The following is a 20008-nucleotide window of genomic DNA, read 5'->3' as shown; positions in this document are numbered from 1 at the left end:
GGAAGCAAGATGAAATCGATCCGAATTGCTGCGCTCTCTCTTATCCTGATCTCTTGCGGCGTCATGGCAGAAGAGTCGCCGCAGGCCGTTGTAACTGGCTATATGGCCGCATGGAATGCCCATAGCTCGTCGCAGGCTGCCCGTTATCTGGCGAAAGACGTTGTCTATTACGACGCTGCAACCGGTTCGCCGGTCAAAGGGAAGGAACGGGCGGAAAAAGAGGTTATCGGCGCGTTTATTCGCGCGGTGCCTGACCTGCAGTGGAAGATGACCAGTAAGCCCGTCTTTAACCAGGATACTATCGCTTTTCAGTGGGAATTTACCGGTAAAAATTCAGGTGAATGGGCGGGCGCGCCTGCCACTAACAACAACATCAAATTTGAAGGCGTCAGTTTTATCAAAGTTATCGATGGAAAAATCACCTGGCAGGGCGATTATTATGATTCCAAAAAGTTAGAGGCTGAACTGCAAGCTACGAAGCCCTAACGCAAAGCGTATATTCTTCTCCACAAGCAGGCGTGGAGAAGAATAACGTGTGCCGGGACAGGCTGGGTGCTTAGCTTCATGAAGGTGAGCGGGCATGAGGTGCAGGCCCGGCTGAGCGGATCATTACTGTTGCCAGTTTAGCCGTATGGCCACAGACAGGCTGTCTGCACCCAGCTAAAACGGTGTGGTCATCATGAAATTCCTTTCTGTTCAGCATAACGAGAGGCTTATCCATCGTTACCAAATAGTGGGTAACGACGCCATGAAACACACCTGCCTCGGCTATGTGCAGCGAGAGATGATCGAACTCACTCACGGCTCAGGTTTATTCTTTACAGTCGCCCACCGTAAAATCTTTTTTAACAAAACGGGAATTCACCCCGAGCCATTCATGAAACCAGGTCATTACTGTATTCATGAATTCGCTATTCATTATTCGCTTCTGATTTGTTAATAATTAATATCCATATCTGGATAGAAACGGTCATATGAACAATTCAAAATCCGGAATCGGCCGCTTTTCCAAATTGGTCTTTATGATGATAGCTGTAGGTTGCCTGCTTCTGAAATACAGCCATCTCTCCGCGCAGGAAATTAGCATGCATGTAAAGATACATATTGATGGGCGGACATTCTCTGCCACGTTGAACGACAGCCAGGCCAGCAGAGATTTTGTCGCCATGATGCCTCTTACCCTTCAGCTTAACGATTATGCAGGTGCAGAGAAAATCAGCGATCTGCCGGGTCGTCTTTCAACATCCGATTCGCCGAGAGGCAGCGACGCCATCAAGGGCGATATCTGCTTGTATGCTCCGTGGGGAAATCTGGCCATTTTTTACAAGACACAAAGCTATGCTGTCGGTCTGGTTAAACTTGGCCAACTGGATGCTCCTGAAAGTTTCCCTTTTAAGGCAAACACAATATCTGCCGTGTTCGAACGCGCTGACTGATACGACAGTAGCTCTTATAAATAAAACAGGTTGAGGGAACACTGTTTATCGCTACACCAGAAATGATTGCTTATTCTGAGTACGACATATTTGGGGCCATTTTTCTGGGATATATAGCTGATGAACAGCCTGGCGGGGAAACTTTATCTGCATATTTCCCTCGCTGCTGAAGGCCTGTGACGTGCAACTATTTTCCGGCAACTGAAGCGGATACGCTCTGCATAACGCCTCTGGACGAGAAAGGAGAGATCAAACGGTCAACTATGGTGCACGACAACTTCGGGTAGGGGGCATCTGGCGTAGTGAAATTTACTACAGAGGCGGTATTCCGCGATCTCTGGCTGCGCCCGGGCCTTGCCCCTCGTGACCGCAGCCTTATTACCGGGAGCGCGCGGGTTACAGCAGGTCAGATTGCGCAGGGACGTTTCATCTGAATCGCACAATGGACAGTGGACTCGCGCGTTCTCAGGCTTCCGAAGTGCTGACTCAACTCGCCTTTGTGGCAGGCTGGCCAACCGTTTTTTCAGCCATGCCCGCTTTCAAAGAGGTCTTTGCGGCCCGAAAAGTAAGTTAAATAACATGGCTCCCATTACAGGAGGCGCGATCAGCGCTGCCGGTGACGCAATGCATCGACCACCATGGAGAGCGCACGCGATGACTGACGACTGGGATAGTAAAGATGATGTCCTTCCCATGCCGGGCAAAACGCGTCAAGAACTCTTACCAGGCGGCCTGTTGCAAGGTACTGTTCGGCCATCTCTTCTGGGACATGAGCCAGACCAAAGCCATCTATTGCGGCGTCGATAACCTGAAAAATATCATTGAATGTTACCTGTCCCTCTACGCGGACTTTAACCTCATGCCCGTTTTTTTCAAATTCCCACGCATAAAGGCCGCCGTGCGTAGATAGACGCAGATTGATGCAGCGGTGACCAATCAGATCCTCCGGGGCAAGCGGTTTGCCATTTTTGTGAAAATAATCTGGCGAGCCAACAACAGCAAAGCGGATATCAGGGCCAATTCGTACAGATATCATGCCGTTGGTGATCTGCTCTCCCAGGCGTACTCCGGCATCATAGCTATTAGCGGCGATATCGGTCAGCGCATATTCGTTTGCCAGCTCAACTTTTATATCTGGGTATTCTCTCAGAAGCGGCGTCAGTTTTGGCCACAGCAGGTACTTAATGGCATAGTCGGTTGCGGTAATGCGGACCGTTCCAGTGGGTGTATCGCGCATATCGCCTATTACGGAAAGCTCATTCCAGATCTCTTCGAGGCGGGGAGCCAGTGACTCAAGCAAGCGCTGTCCAGCGGTAGTGGGGGAAACACTGCGCGTAGTTCTGGTCAGCAGCCGGACGCCAAGCCGGGTTTCAAGCCCACGCACGCTGTGGCTGAGCGCAGACTGAGACACGCCCAGTTGAGCAGCTGCGCGCGTAAAGCTTTGCTCGCGGGCGACGGTAACAAAAGCGACCAGATCGTTAAGGCTTTCCCGTGCCATCTGAATAACCTCATGTAACAGGTGAACGATTGAGTAGTAAGCACAGCACATATGAAAAAAGGCGTGTCCACTGGAAAGGAGCACGCCTTCTGTTACGCTTCTGTGCAGTTTACCAGACTCAGACTTCCTGGCTGGTAGGGCGGTACAGAATCTCATTAATATCTACTTCAGCCGGCTGGCTGAGAGCAAATTCAACGATGCGGGCAAACGAGTCAGGCCCGACAGCATGCTGTTTGTAAAAGTCACGCATGCCCTGGCCAATTTCTTTTTCAGTAATATGGTCAGTGAGTTCAGTAGCCACTGCGCCGGGTGAAATAATAGTGGTACGCAGGTTCCACTCTTTCACTTCTGAGCGCAGGCCTTCACTAATAGCGCGCACTGCATGTTTAGTCGCACAGTAGACAGAGCCTGCAGGCGTAACCTTGTGACCTGCTACAGATGACACATTGATAATATGTCCGCTTTTTTGAGCCTGCATGTATGGCAGTACAGCAGCAATACCATAAAGTGTACCTTTCAGGTTCACATCTATCATATTGTCCCATTCATCAGTCTTTAAACTGTCCAGCCGGGATTGCTGCATCAAACCAGCGTTATTTAACAGAACATCAACGCGTCCGAATTTTTCAACAGCGGTTTTGATCAGCGCTTCAACCTGCTCTTTGCGCGTAACATTGGTCGCAACCGCAATCGCTTTTCCACCCTGTTTTTCCAGTTCGGTAACCAGTGTTTGCAGCCGTTCAGTACGACGAGCTCCCAGTACGAGGATGGCACCCAGAGCGCTCAAATGACGTGCGGTGCACTCGCCAAGCCCACTGCTGGCTCCGGTAATAACAATTACTTTTCCGCTAATGCCAGTGCTCATTATTTATCTCCATACTGTTCATCGGTTACTTTTTCCAGCCACTCGACAACCTTGCCGTCCAGCGCTTCCTGAATGGCGATATGAGTCAGCGGTGTGGTTGCGCTTGCACCGTGCCAGTGCTTTTCAAATGGCGGGATCCAGACAACGTCCCCAGGACGGATTTCTTGCGCTTCTTTACCCCATGTCTGCACATAACCAAAGCCTGCAGTGACGATCAGCGTCTGCCCCAGCGGATGCGTATGCCAGGCGGTACGTGCGCCCGGTTCAAATGTCACGCTGCCGCCGCTTGCGCGGGCAGGCTCATTGGCAGGGAACAGAGGATCAACTCGAACGGTGCCTGTGAACCACTCTTCAGGACCAGCGAAAGATGCCTGTGAACCACTTTTATAAATATCGGTCATGACGTTTCCTTGCTTATATATAAGCTGGCTGAGCCAATAAGACTGTCATCTGCACAGAGATAACCAGCCAGCGAAATGTTGATGTAGTTAGTTTAGGCCAGAGAATTAATCTGATTAAGTAGATAAAAAGGGATAGAGAAATGAATTTATCTCATTAATATGGACATAAATTACATGTTCATCTGGCTGTGTTACTGAACGGTGTAGCCGCCGTCAATTGCCAGGGCATGACCTATAATGAACGCAGAATCTGAGCTGCAAAGCCACAATACAGCGGCGGCTATTTCACGCGCTTCTCCCAGTCGTCCAACAGGCTGAAGTTTCATCAGTTCTTCCATAGCATCCGGCTCTTTTTCCAGCATGGCGTCAACCATTGGTGTGCTGATTATTCCCGGACAAATAGCATTAATCCGTATACCGCGTGCTGCATATTCCAGCGACGCGCTTTTCGTCAGTCCAAGCACGCCATGTTTAGAAGCGTGATAGACTCCCCGGCCTGCAATACCTACCAGGCCGCCAAGAGATGAGCAATTCACGATTGCGCCGCTTCTCTGGCTGCGCATATGTTGCAACTCATACTTCATGCAGTTCCAGATGCCACGCAGATTGATGGCCATAACGCGGTCAAACTCATCACTGTCTGCATCAGCCGTTTCGGCAACTGGGCTTTGTATGCCGGCATTGTTATATGCAGCATCGAGGCGACCAAATGTCGCTACTGTCTGTTCGACCATCTGACGCACCTGGTTTTCGTCAGTTACATCGCAAACGATATCCAGTACGCGATATCCCGCCTCACGGAGTTTCTGCGCCGCCAGGGTCAGCTCTTCTTTTCGCACGTCGGCCATGGCTACGGCAGCACCAGCCTCACAGAACGCCTCTGCCGTAGCAAGTCCCATCCCGGAAGCGGCACCGGTAATCAGCGCAACTTTGTTACTGAAATCATATGTGACCATGTTGATTCTCCCTGTTGAGCTTTTCAGAATGTGTAACCCGGAGCCTTATACAGCTCGTCAATCACTGGACTAATCAGCGGGTCATAGACGTGAGACTTCCAGTTTTCAGCCGTTACCTGGGTGAATGACAGCGAGATAGCACCGTCATTGGTGCCAAGGTGTCGGCGCAAAACTTCACAAAGTTCAGATGCCATATTGGCAATGTCGTCTTCACTGAGTTCGCGCGGGTTAAAATGTAAATCGAGGTGCGGCATAATTTCTCCTGCTTTAGCCCGGGTAAATTGAAGAATACTGTGTAGTGGTTTCTGAATTCTGGACGGAGGAAGAGCCGATGAAAATAGCGCAAACCAGCATGGAGTAATGAGCTGGGTTCATAATTGCGCAGTTAATGGATTACTTACACTGGTTATCACCCGATGAAACCAGGCGATCCACTATATTTAAGGTTAAATATGAAATGACATTTTATTGCGTTTTTCTTTTTAAAATTAAATTTTTATACAGAAAGTATCTGCCAGGCTTTTAACAACATCTTTTTATATACATTGCTGCTTTGGGCAGGCTGCCTGCTATGAACGGTGAGCAGACCATGGTAACCCCGGCCCAGCTGAAGACTGCATTACGAGCATTGCCGGGTATGAATAACCAGTGCGCGAGTCATCCGTCTTACGGACAAACTGAACAGCATACATCCGCCGCTAAGCAGTTGAATTGCACGCCGGTTAGCAAGATGGTTAGCACGATCACAATACCAGCATTAATTGTTAATATTTAAATAGTAACCTTGGTTATCATTATCACATCGAAAGCAAACAGGCTTTCAACCATACAAACCAAGGATTTAGACCATGAAAACTATCAAAGCAATGTCTGTCGCCGCCGTAGCCGCTCTTTCTCTGATGTCAGCCGCAAGCTTCGCACAGAGCATTTCAGTGACTTCAGGCACACTGGACGGCGCGGAAGCGAAAATCGCCGCCCAGGCTCAGCAGGAAGGTGCTCACTACAAAATCACTGAGGCTAACACCAATAACTACGTGCACATGACCGCTGAACTGTACAAATAACGGATGGTCGCAAAAGGAATTGCCGAAAGAGGCCGCCCACTGGGCGGCCTTTTTCGCATATAAAGAAATAAGGTTTCAAAAGTTGATGATGCGCAACCTGCCGCTTCGTCAGAATTGAAAGATATCCGTATCAGGCGTATCAAAAGAGACGGCACTTTTGCCATTCGGTCAGGAAATGGAAACATGGCGGACAGAAGACCTCTCAATCCAAACGTAGTCGTTCCTAAACCCGGCGGCGGTACCCAGCCCCGCGATCGTAATAATGACGGAAGCGTTCGAGAAAAGCGCTCGGATGCGGGGAAACCCCGTAAGTAAATAATGACAAGCCGCATCTTTGGCGCCTTTTTTGTCTGGTAGGTCAGCACTGGCACTCAATTACCATGTCATCTCTGTAGCGTAATGTTTGTAAAACTCTGAAGCAGCTACGTCCGCTTCTGGCAAAAGCGGACTGGCCCAGTTCTTTTAGGGCATAGCCGGAATGAGGTCTGAAACTGGCCCAGAGGCTGGTAAAGGGCCAACAGTTTAACGTGAGCAGAGCGCCCCGACGCGATGTTAACGCGATAGCTCATACGGTCTATGAGATTCCGGAGAGGTTCCGGGAGAAATGAAGTGGTATCGGTTAAAAGCGGGAAATGTCCGCTTTGAGCGAAGAGCGGACATCCCTGAGTGGATTCTCAGTCTCGGCTTGTTTTTACGAAGGACTTTTCTGTACATGCTGCCATTTACTGGTCCAGGCTTTCAGCAGAATAAGTCTGCAATTCCTCTGTGGTCAGAGTGAGCTCCCTGTTGTCCTTTAGTCGCTCAACGGCGAGCTCAATGAATTTTCTTACCCTAAGCGGCTGCGCTTTGCGGCTACCATAGTAAGCGTAAAGATGCAGGTGGCTGGCTACATGCTCTGTCAGTAGTGGCACAAGACGGCCTTCGCGTATCAGCGTAGCTGCGGACAGTGATGAGAGCTGTGCAATGACCTGTCCGGTCAGCGTAGCCTCAACTTCAATATCCGTGCTGTTTGTTGCCAGGGTTGGAGGAAACTCTCGAGTCTGGATTTCGCCATCCACATTCACATACCAGGGAAAGATCGCATTTGTTCCTGGATGGCGGAAGACACTACAGCGATGAAAAGCCAGTTCATCCAGTGACAAGGGCGTTCCATAATAGCGGAGGTATGCCGGTGACGCACAGATGATCATCTGGGCAGAGAACAGTTGCCGCGCAATAAGTCCCTCCGCTGGGGAGGAACCAAACCTGAAACCCACGTCAACACGATCAAGAACCCAGTCTCCCATGTTATCATCAAGTTGAACTTCAGGCTGCACGTCCGGATAACGCCTGCAGTATTCGTCAATGACTGGCCACAAAACAGGAGTAAAGGCGGAACGGGGGCCAACGATACGCAACGGACCGGCAATTTCATCCTTTGACTGCCGTGCACGCGTGAGCGCGCGGTCCAGCGCACCCAGCGCCGGTTGTGTGGCTTCCAGCAGTTGCCTGCCTTCCTCTGTCAGAGAGAGACTGCGCGTTGTCCTGTGCAGAAGACGCACTCCCAGAGAATCTTCAAGTTGAGCCAGCGCCTGGCTGGCAGCCTGTGAGGTCACCCCTTTTGCGATTGCGGCCTGCCGCAGACTACCCAGCTCGACTGATTTCGCCAGTATGTCTAAAGCGCGAATGTCTTTCGTCAGCATACTACCTTCCCCGATAACCATGAATGAAGCCATTATCAATCAGAACTTACAACAGCTTCAATTCTTTGCTGGCTATTCACTTGATAATTAACATCCTATAGTAGCCGCATTTCCCGGCACTCCTCGCCGGGATCAACCGGGAGCAAAGAATGTACGTAACCAAAGCTTATGCGGCCACGTCCGCAACATCCCCCCTTGCACCGTTATCGATCCCGCGTCGTGACCCGAATGAGCACGATGTCCAGATTGATATTTTGTTCTGCGGGGTTTGCCATTCCGATATTCACCATGTACGTGATGAGTTCGGTAGCGCCATGCCAACCATCTACCCGATTGTTCCGGGTCATGAGATTGTGGGACGGGTTATCTCGGTGGGCGCGGCAGTGTCAAAACACAAGGCGGGTGATATTGTCGCAGTAGGCTGCCTGGTCGATGCCGATCCGACCTGTCCTCACTGTAAAGCAAATCGTGAACAGTATTCTCCTGCCAAGGTGCTGACGTATAACTCACCGGACAAGCACGGTACTGCACCGGCAACCTACGGTGGTTATGCCGAAAGCATTGTAGTGAATGAACATTTTGTCCTTCAGGTACCGAAAAATCTCGATCTGGCGGGTGTTGCTCCGCTGGTATGTGCGGGTATCACTGCGTATTCCCCCATTCGTCGCTGGGGGGTAAAGGCCGGTCAGAAAGTAGGCATCGTGGGTCTGGGCGGGCTTGGACATATGGGCGTGAAATTTGCCCGCGCCCTGGGCGCACATGTGGTTCTTTTCACCACATCCCCATCGAAAAAAGAAGATGCGCTCCGTGTTGGTGCTCACGAAGTGGTGGTGTCGCGTAACCCTGAAGAGATGCAGGCCCACGCCGGTACGTTTGATTTCATTCTCGATACCGTATCTGCTCCACATGATCTGAATGTTTATCTCAATCTGCTTCATCCGGAAGGGAACCTGACGCTGGTTGGCGCTTCTGCTGACAAAATTGATGTTTCAGCCTACAGCCTTATTTTTGGCGGCCGTAGCCTGTCGGGATCGCTTATTGGCGGGATTGCTGAAACGCAGGAAATGCTTGATTTCTGCGGTCAGCACAACATTACATCCGATGTGGAAGTCATCGGCATCCAGGATATTAATGACGCTTATAGCCGCCTGGAAAAAGGTGACGTCAAATATCGTTTCTCCATTGATATGTCCACGCTGAAAAATGCCTGAGGAACCCCGGATGCTGAAACATATTTTTATCGGTAAAACGTATCCAGGTAAGACTGAGGCAGAGCTGTCTGCTGTTGTAGACACTCTTCGCAATCTGCCCGTCATCGTCCCCTGGATCAGGGCCTTCAGCGTTGAAAAGACGCTTGCCTGGTCAGAATCCCGGGCAGTGGTGCTGATCGCCGAGTTCGATTCCCGGGAAGACTGGGAGCGCTACATGCATGACCCTGCTCATATGGCTCTCGGAGAGAAAATCAGAGACACCATCGATTTCTCCTGTATGAGCGTAGTGCAGACGAACGCTTAAGCGGCCTGTATTACAAAAAGAGGAATATTTGTGTCGGCTCAAACGTTAAAAGGTAAGGTTACTGGTGGCGGAACCGGGCTCGGTCTGGCGGGCGCAAAGCACCTTGCTGAAGAAGGTGCTTTTGTCTATATCGTGGGCCGCCGTCAGAACGTTCTTGATGAGGCAATCAAACAGACTGGCCCGAATGGCCACGCTATCGTTGCCGATGTCTCCCACAAAAAGGAGATGGTGATGGTTGCCTCTGTCATTCAGCAGGAAAAAGGCAATCTGGACATCATTTTCTCCCATGCCGGCCAGGTCCAGCGGTGAGACAGGATTGTCAGGCCTTGACCCAAATGCCTGGGAAGGCTGGAAGGCAGGATGTATTCAGACGCAGCCGGGCAATGAGGTCACAACTAAGAAGCACCTGTCAGGTTGATTGACGCTTGATAAGCCACCAGAGCCGCCCAGGTTGCTGAATTTTGCGCATTCTGGCGATCGGCAGGGAAACAGTTCAGGCAGGTGCAGTGGGATCAGAAACTGGCTCAGAGGCTGGTGAAAAAACACAAGTATAGAGAACAGTAAACGTCACGACGTGACATTAATATAAACCCTGATACAGGCTATTCGGTTCTGGAGGAGCGGGAGGATAATGTTTTAGGGGAGTAAAGCAGCCATGTCCGCAAATAGCAAAGGCGGACATCGTGCTTAAATACTACTCACATGCCTGAGTCCAGTCCGCATGGTGATTCAAGAAGGCCTCTTAAAACTATATCAGCATGACTTTTCGCCAGCGAGTCCAGATCAGGCCGCAGTGTGCTGTCTTCTGGGAAAATTTCACGAAAAAGCGTCGCCGTTACCATCGGTCCGATGATTGAAAACGCCTGATGCAGCGCATTTCCATGCCTGACTTCTCCCCGCTTTTGCCCTTCAGTAAGCACGACAGTTAGCAGGCTGAGCACGCGGGCAACAACATTGTCGTGCCAGATGCGTGCAAGGTCAGGGAATTTTTTCGATTCGCTTACCACCATACGGGCTATGGCCGGCACATGACTGTTACTCGCGCCTTCGGCCGCAGTATTCAGAATCAAGGGAATAATGAATCGCGCTGAACCGCTGAGTTCAGAGGCAGCCTTATCCATCCCTTCCAGATGACTGGTAAATGCAGAACGTGCAACGGCCCTGAATAAATCTTCTTTTGTCGCAAAGTACAGGTAAAGCGTACCTTTTGCCACACCTGCACGCTTAGCCACTTCATTCAGGTTAGTACTGGCATACCCTTTCTCTGCAAAGACGCTTGTAGCAGCATTGATAATTTCTGACGGGCGCGCTTCTTTACGGCGTCTGCGCGGTGCATTTTCATTTTGTGCAACCATGACAACTCCTCCCTGGCCGTTTTTTTACAGCGTTGTTCTGCTCTGGTCAATGTAGTCAACTTTACATAAATTGTTAATGACTCTATAGTCATTAACATGGGGGTACGGTAATAATCTGTGTTTTTCCTGAGGTGATGACCTGCATATCTCTCTGAAATAAAGGAAAATTTATGACCAGAACAGATGTCCTTATCGTCGGAGCTGGCCCTACCGGGCTCGTTCTCGCCCTCTGGCTGACCAGGCAGGGGATATCCGTACGTATAGTGGATAAAAGCAGCGGTCCGGGTGAGACATCCAGAGCAATGGCAGTACAGGCCCGTACGCTTGAACTTTATCGTCAACTGGATATGGCCGATGACGTAGTAGCTGAGGGCTACAAGACCCCGGCAATGAATATGTGGGCGCGCGGGAAACGGAAAGCGCATATTAGGCTGACCGAGGCTGGCGAAGATATATCGCCTTATCCTTTCGTGTTGGTTTTCCCCCAGGATAAACATGAACGGTTGTTGGTCGAGCGGCTGCAAAGGCTTGGTGTCGAGGTGGAGCGTGAGACCGAGTTCGTCAGATTTGAAGAAAAAGATGATCACGTTATCGCTACGCTGAGAAGACAGGACGGTCTGGACCAGACCTGCATCTGTACCTATCTGGCTGGCTGTGACGGTGCTCGCTCGCTGATTCGCCACCAGACTGGTAGCGGATTCGAGGGGGGTACTTACAAACAGATATTTTATGTCGCTGACGTTAAAGCAGAGGGGGTGGAGCCTGCCGGAGAGGCGCATATTGCGTTTGATAAGTCAGACTTTGTGCTGGTGATGGCATACGGATATCCCGGACAGTATCGTCTGATTGGTACAGTTCAGAATGAATCTGCATCCGAACAGCATTCCCTGACCTTTAAGGACATTGGGCACAAGGCAATTGAAGGTCTGGGCATCAGTATTGATAAAGTGAACTGGTTCTCAACTTATCATGTTCATCATCGGGTCACAGACCATTTCCGGCATGGTCGCATCTTTCTGGCGGGTGACGCCGCTCACGTCCACAGCCCTGCGGGCGGACAGGGCATGAATACGGGGATCGTTGACGCTATTAACCTGGCCTGGAAACTTTCGGCCGTCATTAAAATGCAGGCACCAGACCGCCTGCTCGACAGCTATGACATTGAGCGAAGGGCATTTGCGCACAAGCTTGTTGAGACCACAGACCGTCTCTTCTCATTTGCAACCGCTGAGGGAAGCGTAGCTGACTTCGTTCGCACACGTATAGTGCCTGTCTTCGCCAGCGTCGCCTATGGTCTGGAAAATGTCCGTGAATATCTGTTTCGCGTCGTTTCACAGACGATGCTGAATTATCCCGAGAGCCCGCTCAGTTCCGGTAAAGCGGGCAGGGTAGCAGGTGGGGATCGGCTTCCATTTATTCGCTTCGATGGTGGCGATAATTATGCTTCTCTCTCTGCTATTGCATGGCAGGTTCACGTGTATGGAAGCCCCTTTGCTGGACTGAAAGAGTGGTGCGAGCACAATAATATTGCGCTGACAGTTTTCCCCTGGATCGATGCGTTCGGTCAGGCCGGTTTTGCCCGGAATGCTACCTGTCTGCTGCGGCCTGACGGGTATATTGGGATTGCACTGAACGATGGTGGCACAGAAGCCCTGAATGCTTATTTAAGCAAGCTGGGACTGCAGTTCTCGTAAGCTAAACATTACATCAGCGGGTGCAAGGGCGGTGAAAATGGCGCTGCAGGTTTGCCGGATGGAAATACGCTTTATGACATGGTCATGCGCTACAGTGCACGCCGCGGTTTATATCACTCCCCAGAAGCCTATCCGTGGCAAGCTAATGCGGACTACTGGATGGTCACGGGCCCGTGTGCAGCTGGAAAAGCTCTACGTACCGACCAGCAACGAGAAAGTACCGGGTGATCTGGCACGCATGAAGACGCTTATCAATTCGAAAAAGAGCTTTTCATGACCAAAGTGACACACCTCAGCGCCTTCGCTCACTGAGCAGGTCCGCCAGATGATGCTGGTGATTATCAGTCTCGCTGAAAAAAGGTGGCCTCCCCAAAAGGATATCAGGACCGGCTACACGCAATCAGCATGCTGGCGCGCGAAGCCCTCAGCTCGATTTTCTTAATAGGGGTAGAGGTTGTTCAGGGCAGCTTTGCTGACTTTGAATGGTGACAAAGGGGTCAGTGACAACTGAAATGAACGAGGTATTTGCCATATTGTGACTCAATCACAAACTCTTCGTGCAGGGAGCCATACCATACTGGTGGGCTGGTAATGAGGGTAAAGAACAGTGCATTACCGGTCATTTCATTAAGATCATCTATAAAATGGGCGAGGAGGTTTTGCCTGAGTGAGGAAGGCAGAAGCTGCGTATCCTTATGCTCAAAGAACCATGATGCCACTGTCTCCATAAATTTTTTTTGAGAGCATGCTCCAAGTTGTGGATGCCAGTATGTAGCCGGAAACTTATCTGTGATAGATGAATGATACATCGCCAGAGATATCAGTAAGCTGTCGCTTTCCTCAAGTTTAATCACAAAATAGTCAGACACGCGGTTTGCCGTATCATTCATACAGCCTACAGCCCGCATAAATCCTGTAAGTCGTTCCGCATACTTATCCATTTGTCCTCTTTAAGCGCGTTGCCGTATATGAATTCAAGAATAAGCCTTCATATTGAAAGTAACGATTCAGGACATTACAACATGTTTGTAAACGCACGTGTCAGATAAAGTCAGGGGGGACATTAAAAGCTTACATCTTCCCTGACTGACAAAACAAGCTGCTATAGCAACGTCCGCTTCTGGCACAGAACCGACATTGAAAGACCCAGGGTGTTCAGGGAATATACCCGTTCATTCCGTTAGTCTGACCCGTGATTCAGTTGCAGTGTTACATCCGGGCCTTTTTCCATCGTCGAACCCTCCTTCACGGAAATGCTCACATTATTCCCTTTGCCTGCGACATATCTTGCCTGCACGCCATAACTGGCATCAATCCTGATGTTATGTAACGAGACATCCTGTATTGGGGATTCCGGCAGGCCGCTGAAAATCATGGCATAGGTCGCTTTAGTCGCCATCACATCAGAGAGGGTTATCCCTCTGATTTTTGGCGTTGAAGTCGTAAGCGGGCTCGTTTCTATCGGCTGCGTAAGGGTATGCCCTTGTGCCCCCGCCTGGCCGCTGTAGCTGTTGGTCACCAGAATCGGCGTGTTCACATTGGACATGGTGAGATGACTGGCGATAAGAGGGCCTATGGCATTGCCTCTGTCCCTGGCTGATTTAATGCGCACGCCATTTTCCGTATTCAGGAATGTGACGCGACTGATCGTCACCTTTCCGATACCGTTCGCGGTTTCACTCCCTACAGAAATACCGTGGCCATCACGCATAATGGAGTCGTGGATGGTGATATCCTTCGATGCTGTTCCCGTGCCGTTAACCAACCCGGACTTAATGGCAATATTGTCATCACCCGTTGCAATATCCATGTTTGACACAGTAATGTTCCGGGAAGAGACAATATCCATCCCGTCAGTATTCGGCGAGGTGACAGGATTGGTGATCTTCACTTTGTGCACATTAATATCGACGCTGTTGCGAATAACAATGTTCCACATGGGCGAATTAGTCAGATGTAGATTTTCAATCTTACCCTGAGAGACATGATTAAGTTCTACAAACCAGGGGCGTGGAACACCGTTCGCCAAAGGAATTCCGGGAAAGCGGTCGGTGAAGATTTTTTGATTCCCACCTCTTACTTCGCCACGTATTTTTAATGCTTCAGGCCACCAGGTTTTCTCTCCATCGCCATCCAGTGTGCCTCCGCCCATAATGGACACATTTTTCACATTACTGGCGAAGATAAAGGCTTCATTCACTTTGGCCGGATGCCCGATAAAGGCTGAAATGAATTTTCCTTCCTGATTGCTGGCTTTAAGGGTTGCCCCTTTTTCAATTTTTAGCGTGATATTATTTTGTAATTGCAGCGGCCCACTCAACCAGAGCCCCGGCGATAGTTGAACGGTTCCTCCACCGCGCTGACTACATTGCTGAATAGCCTGTTGAATAGCATTCGTGTGCAGGGTTTCTCCATCAGCTTTACCCCCAAATTCCTGGGGGCGGCAGACTGAAGAGGCGGCTTGCGCTAAACAAGACGAAAAAGAAACACAGCAGACCAGAGTCATCAGAAATTTATTCATGCATCCTCAGCAGATTAGACTATTGTGCGGCCGACAGTCAGGGCGACCAGTTTCATGCTACCAGGCGGCGTTAATACGTCACCATCGTCTTTGCATGTATTATTTTCTTCACATTGCTTCCTTAGCGAACCAGTGACGGACGTTTGGCATCATAACGCCAGTTATCAATTAAAAACTGCATTCCCAACGCATCGTTTCGGTTCTTATCCGGCAGCGTGTTGTAAAGCGCATGCGCCTGCTCGACGCGTTCCATATTCAACTCGATGCCCAGACCTGGACCGGGTGGCAATTCCAGATAGCCATCGCGGATCTGCGGCGCCTGGTGCGTCAGTTGCTGTCCGTCCTGCCAGATCCAGTGGGTATCAAAGGCGGTCTGACGCTCACCTGGCACCGCCGCGCCAAGGTGCGCCACCATAGCCAATGAGATATCAAAATGATTATTGGAGTGGCAGCCGGTGGTCAGCCCCCATTCGTTGCACAACTGTGCCACCACATTGGCGTTGCGCATCGTCCAGAAGTGCGGATCGGCGAGCGGAATATCTATGGCGTTAAGCTGCAGCGCATGGTGCAGCTGACGCCAGTCGTTAGCGATCATATTGGTAGCGACCGGCACGCCCGTGGCGCGACGGAATTCCGTAAGCGTTTCCCTGCCTGAATAGCCCTGTTCTGCACCGCAAGGATCTTCCAGATATGGCACTTTCCCCGCCAGCTGTTTACCAAAGCGAATCGCATCATCCAGCGACCAGCTTGCATTGGGATCGACGGTTACACGCGCGTCAGGAAAGCACGTCAGCAGCGCTTCAACCGTTTCAACTTCCACTTCGCCTGCCATCACACCGCCTTTTAGCTTGAAGTCACGAAAGCCGTACTGCTCAACTGCCGCTTCGGCCAGCCGTTGCACACCAGCACTGCCCATTGCAGGCTCATGACGCAAACGGAACCAGCCATCCGGCGCCTTATCTCCCGAAGGATAATGCATATTGGTGAGCCTGCGATCGGCGATGTAGAACAAATAGCCCAGCACCGGGATACGATCCCGTTGTTTTCCGCTGGCAAGTAAATAGCCCGCTATGAACGAAAAGCGGACTGTCCGTCTGGCAATTGCGGTGTTCAATCACAGGTAGTGAGAGAACGCCTTTTGAATAACCATAGCCTGATCCGGATAACTTATTCTTCAGGAGCATGGACAAAGCACAGCTTATTCCCTTCTGGATCCCGACAATAAGCCGCATAGAAGTCTGAAGCGTATTCTCTGAAACCGGGTTTACCCTCGTTGGTTCCTCCCATTTTCAGGGCGAGGTGCCAAATCTCCTGCACTTCTTCCTGAGAAGCGACTAAGAAACTGACTTGCATACCATTTCCCCAGGTTGAAGGGAGGCCATTTTCAGGCACCTGCACGTAAAACTGAGGCCATCGCTTATCCGGATATTTCCAGCCAACCCCTTTAGCCTGGCCGCCGTTACCCTCTGGCATCTGTTCAAAGCCTAACCTCGCAAGCAGAGCTTCATAGAAAGCAACTAACGTGTTGAGATCTCTTGCGCCAACGTGAATATGACTAAACATGACCTATTCTCCCGAGCGAAATGGAAAAAGTAACGTGCTCTGTGCATGTTGTAGTTCAAGCCAGAAAGATAATCACGTCGCTCTCTTCGGATTCAGGTAGCATAAAATTAGCCATGTCTGGGGCTGGCTCAAAACCGCCGGACGCGCGCGTACTGTCTGTTATGAGCCAGAAGCAGAAGTTCGTAAGGCACTATTTACACTACGGTTGCTTCATCATGAGCGTGCAGACTGGTCGTCCTGCATACCGGTTAATTGATGTTGTAAGTCCAGGCAGAATGACCAGTGATCATCAACAGGCACAGCAACTCATGAACGCTGTTCTATAGGTAATTGTGGTTCGGTCCAAAGGAAAGAATAAAAGGAGTAAACCGCCTCACCATTTATCGAAGATGTTTCTTCTCGCCACCCTGTCCAGCGTACGCTTTGATAAAATCGGTCCAAATCTCCACAAAGAGCCCGGTGCAAAAAACCTGAATAGTCAGTCTCAAGGCTCTCCCATTCGAGAGTGTCCGAAGCGAGGTAATATACACCGCCGCGATCTTTACCGAATTCACCACCGTTAAGTGCAAAAAACCTCCGGATAAATCATCAGCAACTAAGAGTGCCTGAAATGTCCGACCTGTTGTCACCGATGGCGTCCAGGAGGCAATAGTTCGCGCCAGTCTGGGGTGACCGGAGCCTAAAATCCGCAACCAGCCATTATCAACCAGGAGCCCCCGTTTCGTATTAAGACAGCGCCCAAGAGAGAGTGCGTTGTCACCTGAAGCTGATGTAACTCAGAGCCTGCGAGCATTGGATTACAGGGAAGCACTTTATAGTTATTGGATGCTTCTTTAAGCCACTGCTGCACTATAAACCAGCCAGATGACTGCTGATCGATTAATTCAGTCAGTTCCCTCACGCGTTATCCTTAGTCGCACTATGTATCTTTATGTTATTCGGACGAGCAGCCGATAACCTGAATATGATTATAAAAATGATTTTTTAGATAAACATAGCATTTGGTTAGCAACGTCCGCTGCTGGCACAGAGCGGACATGCGCGGTATAAGGTCCGCTTAGAGCAAGGAGCAGACAAAAATGTTACACGATTATCCAGTAATCTCATTGGCCACTTAATAATTCTGTCCAGTTAAAGATAAAACACATGGTCGGCCGAATCTGCGTATCCCAAAATTCTATAGCCGTTTGAAGTTTCAATTCCGGGGAGATGAATAGCCCGAAGAATAGCTCCAACTTCCACATGCTGTTCAAATGAGTTTATCAAAACATCCAGATATCGGATATCTGAATAACCACCTTCACTGAAATGGTAAAACCACTCACCATCAACTATGGATTCATAGCCATTTAGAGAGGTAGTTTTCCATAAAGGGGGCGATGTCATGCTAAGCATGGCCAGGCGGATTTTATTCCATTTTGTATTATTCATGCAGCAAAAGAGCATTCGAACCTCCCAGGACCTGCTTCATAAAGAGCAATGTACTACGCGGATAGCAACGTCCGCTTCTGATACATAGCGGATGTTGCATTTGCTGAGATGACAACTGAAGATTACCACTGCATTGAACATGGCATCCGGCAACGAACTCAATCCCTGTCATTTCAGGTCAATCAGCGCCAGTTGTAGATGATGCTCTATAAAATTCGCTTTGAGCGCGCTGTAGCGATGAACATCGTTCTTACAGAAGAATGCTGCAGTACGCTTTATCTCAGCGTAATCTAAGGCAATATCTCTGTTTTTCCTGAGGTAATCACGGAAAGCAAGATGTCTCAGTATCTCTTTATTCCCTACTGTAAACGCATGCACTTGGTGGCTACGCACATCACTACCCTTAATAAAGTACCGGCGTCCCGGAATCCCGTTCTCACCGCGCGCAACGTACCCGGCACGGACCATTATAGCGTTGTATTTATCCAGTTCAGTAACATCAGACACTTCGAGCAGTATATCGATTACTGGCTTTGCTGGGAGGCCAGGTACTGACGTACTGCCAATATGATGAACATTTTTAGCCACGCCACCAAGAAATGTCTGTAACAGTAACCTTTCAACTTTAAACGCCTCTGGCCATTTTTCATCGTATGGCATCACAGCTATGGTCCGCATAAATACCTCTTCCTTTGGCATAAAGTTTTCGACACAAAGTTCTAAAGCATATCTGTTGAAATTGCATGAGGCGACAACATCCACTTTGGGCAAAAACAGACTGGCACAGTTCCTTTCCGGCATACAGGTGCACAGGCGTAGTAGGACTTGTAACTGACTCAGAGGCTGGCAAAGGGCCAGACGCGCCCCGACGTGATGTTAACGCAATCCCTGATACCTGCTATGAGATACCGGGGAGAGTCCGGGCATGAGTGGATAAGGTCAGTTATAGCTAAAAGTATGTTGTTCTACCTCAAGACCTCTGTCCCGGAAGGGAATATCACGCCGAAGAATTAACAGACGTAAACTTTGTGGAAAAGTATTTTCCAAACCTGTGGTCTCAATTAAAATTATTATATTTGCCAGACTACTTCATTATGAAAAATGATATCAGAGGCCTCGATCTTAACCTGCTTAAAGCTCTGGATGCGTTACTGGATGAGGGCAGCGTGACACGGGCTGCAGAGCGCCTCTCTCTGACGCAGCCTGCCGTCAGTGGCATGCTTACCCGATTGCGTGATTACTTTGGCGATCCCCTTTTTATTCGCTCCAGCTACGGCATGATACCTACGCTGCGTGCGAACGAACTTGCCATACCGGTAAAACAAATCCTCACTGATATCGCTATTCTGCTTAAACCCGTGGAATTTGATCCGGTGACGGCGGACCTGACCTATACCATCCTGGCGACGGACTATGCACTCAAGGCCGTTGTCGTTCCGTTAATGGCTGCGCTGAAACAGCGTGCACCGCTCATCAGAATCGCAGTACGGCCAGTAGACAGTGGGCGCATGTATCAGCAACTCGCCCGGGGCGAAGTGGACCTGGCTCTGGTTACACCACAAACAACCCCTGAAGACCTGCACGGACGGGCACTGTACGAAGAAGAATATATTTGCGTAGCACATAGCCATCACCCTCTGGCTGCGGCTTCAGAAATAACGCTCACACAATTCTGCGAGCAGGAACATATTCTGGTGTCGACAGAAGGGCGCTTCATGGCAGTGACGGATGAGGCTCTGGCTGAGCTGGGTCTGTCACGGCGCGTGGGTATGTCGGTCAACAGTTTTCTGGTGATACCCGATATTTTGAGGTTAACCGATATGATTGCCGTTGTGCCCAGCCGCATGGTTCTGGCTGACAGCGGACTTTCGATTTTACCCTTGCCGCTTAAAATCCCGGGCTTTGTTAAAAGTATGGCCTGGCATGAGCGCACTCATCGTGATCCTGCTCATCAGTGGATGCGTGCTTTATGTGCAGAAGTCAGCCAGCCCTCTGATAGCCTGATATAACTTATCTTATATTAATTA

At 50.0% G+C, this 20008-nt stretch carries 22 protein-coding genes and 3 pseudogenes; 11 read left to right on the top strand and 14 right to left on the bottom strand.

Annotated features, from left to right (window positions below):
- Positions 1-9 precede the first annotated feature (9 nt).
- The 3 genes from EKL29_RS04395 to EKL29_RS04385 all read left to right on the top strand — a co-directional run bounded on the left by EKL29_RS04395 (position 10) and on the right by EKL29_RS04385 (position 2010).
- Positions 10-486 (top strand): ester cyclase, encoded by a 477-nt coding sequence (locus tag EKL29_RS04395; protein ID WP_126688947.1) that lies wholly within the window; start codon positions 10-12, stop codon positions 484-486.
- Between the two features lie 488 nt (positions 487-974).
- Entirely contained in the window at positions 975-1436 is a 462-nt protein-coding gene (locus EKL29_RS04390; RefSeq protein ID WP_269950229.1) for a cyclophilin-like fold protein, read from the top strand.
- Positions 1437-1878: 442 nt separating this feature from the next.
- The gene (locus EKL29_RS04385) at positions 1879-2010 is read left to right on the top strand and encodes a hypothetical protein (protein WP_126688946.1); all 132 of its coding nucleotides are present in this window, start codon (positions 1879-1881) and stop codon (positions 2008-2010) included.
- Positions 2011-2040: 30 nt separating this feature from the next.
- Here EKL29_RS04385 and EKL29_RS04380 read toward each other — a convergent pair whose 3' ends face one another.
- The 5 genes from EKL29_RS04380 to EKL29_RS04360 all read right to left on the bottom strand — a co-directional run bounded on the left by EKL29_RS04380 (position 2041) and on the right by EKL29_RS04360 (position 5410).
- A complete protein-coding gene (locus tag EKL29_RS04380) occupies positions 2041-2934 on the bottom strand; it encodes a LysR family transcriptional regulator (RefSeq protein WP_126688945.1) in 894 nt (297 codons plus the stop codon).
- Positions 2935-3052: 118 nt separating this feature from the next.
- A complete protein-coding gene (locus EKL29_RS04375) occupies positions 3053-3799 on the bottom strand; it encodes an SDR family oxidoreductase (RefSeq protein WP_126688944.1) in 747 nt (248 codons plus the stop codon).
- The gene (locus tag EKL29_RS04370; protein ID WP_126688943.1) at positions 3799-4200 is read right to left on the bottom strand and encodes a cupin domain-containing protein; all 402 of its coding nucleotides are present in this window, start codon (positions 4198-4200) and stop codon (positions 3799-3801) included. Before EKL29_RS04370 ends, EKL29_RS04375 begins: the two co-directional genes overlap by 1 nt.
- Positions 4201-4391: 191 nt before the next feature.
- Entirely contained in the window at positions 4392-5156 is a 765-nt protein-coding gene (locus tag EKL29_RS04365) for a glucose 1-dehydrogenase (protein WP_126688942.1), read from the bottom strand.
- Positions 5157-5179: 23 nt separating this feature from the next.
- On the bottom strand, positions 5180-5410 hold the full coding sequence (locus EKL29_RS04360; RefSeq protein WP_126688941.1) for a tautomerase PptA: 231 nt from the start codon (positions 5408-5410) through the stop codon (positions 5180-5182).
- A 594-nt stretch (positions 5411-6004) separates the two neighbouring features.
- Here EKL29_RS04360 and EKL29_RS04355 point away from each other — a divergent pair.
- Positions 6005-6220 carry a YdgH/BhsA/McbA-like domain containing protein gene (locus EKL29_RS04355; protein WP_126688940.1) on the top strand — a complete coding sequence of 72 codons (216 nt, stop codon included), beginning with the start codon at positions 6005-6007 and terminating at the stop codon, positions 6218-6220.
- 722 nt (positions 6221-6942) lie between these two features.
- Here EKL29_RS04355 and EKL29_RS04350 read toward each other — a convergent pair.
- Entirely contained in the window at positions 6943-7902 is a 960-nt protein-coding gene (locus tag EKL29_RS04350) for a LysR family transcriptional regulator (RefSeq protein WP_126688939.1), read from the bottom strand.
- 149 nt (positions 7903-8051) lie between these two features.
- Between EKL29_RS04350 and EKL29_RS04345 the strand changes: the two genes are divergently transcribed.
- The 4 genes and pseudogenes from EKL29_RS04345 to EKL29_RS23530 all read left to right on the top strand — a co-directional run.
- Positions 8052-9113 (top strand): NAD(P)-dependent alcohol dehydrogenase, encoded by a 1062-nt coding sequence (locus EKL29_RS04345; protein ID WP_126688938.1) that lies wholly within the window; start codon positions 8052-8054, stop codon positions 9111-9113.
- A gap of 10 nt (positions 9114-9123) precedes the next feature.
- The gene (locus tag EKL29_RS04340) at positions 9124-9417 is read left to right on the top strand and encodes a Dabb family protein (RefSeq protein WP_158618917.1); all 294 of its coding nucleotides are present in this window, start codon (positions 9124-9126) and stop codon (positions 9415-9417) included.
- A gap of 30 nt (positions 9418-9447) precedes the next feature.
- Entirely contained in the window at positions 9448-9726 is a 279-nt protein-coding gene (locus EKL29_RS04335) for an SDR family NAD(P)-dependent oxidoreductase (RefSeq protein WP_311778962.1), read from the top strand.
- 147 nt (positions 9727-9873) lie between these two features.
- Positions 9874-9981, top strand: a pseudogene (locus EKL29_RS23530) (hypothetical protein); the annotation flags it as partial.
- A gap of 134 nt (positions 9982-10115) precedes the next feature.
- Here EKL29_RS23530 and EKL29_RS04330 read toward each other — a convergent pair.
- Positions 10116-10772 carry a TetR/AcrR family transcriptional regulator gene (locus EKL29_RS04330; protein WP_126688936.1) on the bottom strand — a complete coding sequence of 219 codons (657 nt, stop codon included), beginning with the start codon at positions 10770-10772 and terminating at the stop codon, positions 10116-10118.
- A 170-nt stretch (positions 10773-10942) separates the two neighbouring features.
- Between EKL29_RS04330 and EKL29_RS04325 the strand changes: the two genes are divergently transcribed.
- Together EKL29_RS04325 and EKL29_RS04320 are read left to right on the top strand one after the other, a co-directional pair.
- Positions 10943-12466 (top strand): FAD-dependent oxidoreductase, encoded by a 1524-nt coding sequence (locus tag EKL29_RS04325; RefSeq protein WP_126688935.1) that lies wholly within the window; start codon positions 10943-10945, stop codon positions 12464-12466.
- Between the two features lie 12 nt (positions 12467-12478).
- A complete protein-coding gene (locus tag EKL29_RS04320) occupies positions 12479-12694 on the top strand; it encodes a replication protein P (protein WP_126688979.1) in 216 nt (71 codons plus the stop codon).
- Between the two features lie 269 nt (positions 12695-12963).
- Here EKL29_RS04320 and EKL29_RS04315 read toward each other — a convergent pair whose 3' ends face one another.
- The 7 genes and pseudogenes from EKL29_RS04315 to EKL29_RS04285 all read right to left on the bottom strand — a co-directional run bounded on the left by EKL29_RS04315 (position 12964) and on the right by EKL29_RS04285 (position 18659).
- Positions 12964-13407, bottom strand: a complete 444-nt coding sequence (locus EKL29_RS04315; protein WP_126688934.1) for a hypothetical protein — start codon at positions 13405-13407, stop codon at positions 12964-12966.
- Positions 13408-13646: 239 nt separating this feature from the next.
- A complete protein-coding gene (locus EKL29_RS04310; RefSeq protein WP_311778961.1) occupies positions 13647-14987 on the bottom strand; it encodes a glycosyl hydrolase family 28 protein in 1341 nt (446 codons plus the stop codon).
- Positions 14988-15108: 121 nt separating this feature from the next.
- Positions 15109-16047: pseudogene (locus EKL29_RS04305) on the bottom strand (enolase C-terminal domain-like protein); the annotation flags it as partial.
- Between the two features lie 107 nt (positions 16048-16154).
- On the bottom strand, positions 16155-16550 hold the full coding sequence (locus tag EKL29_RS04300) for a VOC family protein (RefSeq protein WP_126688933.1): 396 nt from the start codon (positions 16548-16550) through the stop codon (positions 16155-16157).
- Between the two features lie 306 nt (positions 16551-16856).
- A pseudogene (locus EKL29_RS23525) lies at positions 16857-17451 on the bottom strand (DUF2625 family protein).
- 230 nt (positions 17452-17681) lie between these two features.
- The gene (locus EKL29_RS04290; RefSeq protein ID WP_126688932.1) at positions 17682-17996 is read right to left on the bottom strand and encodes a DUF6678 family protein; all 315 of its coding nucleotides are present in this window, start codon (positions 17994-17996) and stop codon (positions 17682-17684) included.
- Positions 17997-18149: 153 nt separating this feature from the next.
- The gene (locus tag EKL29_RS04285; protein WP_120452804.1) at positions 18150-18659 is read right to left on the bottom strand and encodes a GrpB family protein; all 510 of its coding nucleotides are present in this window, start codon (positions 18657-18659) and stop codon (positions 18150-18152) included.
- 416 nt (positions 18660-19075) lie between these two features.
- Here EKL29_RS04285 and EKL29_RS04280 point away from each other — a divergent pair, with 416 nt between their 5' ends.
- Positions 19076-19990: a LysR family transcriptional regulator gene (locus EKL29_RS04280; protein ID WP_126688977.1), complete on the top strand. Its 915-nt coding sequence runs from the start codon at positions 19076-19078 to the stop codon at positions 19988-19990.
- The last annotated feature ends 18 nt before the right edge of the window (positions 19991-20008 follow it).

The organism is Pantoea sp. YU22 (genome assembly GCF_003970755.1).
Taxonomy (GTDB): Bacteria; Pseudomonadota; Gammaproteobacteria; order Enterobacterales; family Enterobacteriaceae; genus Pantoea; species Pantoea piersonii.
The sequence above is the reverse complement of the archived record's forward strand: the minus strand, read 5'-3'. Positions and strand labels throughout refer to the sequence as shown.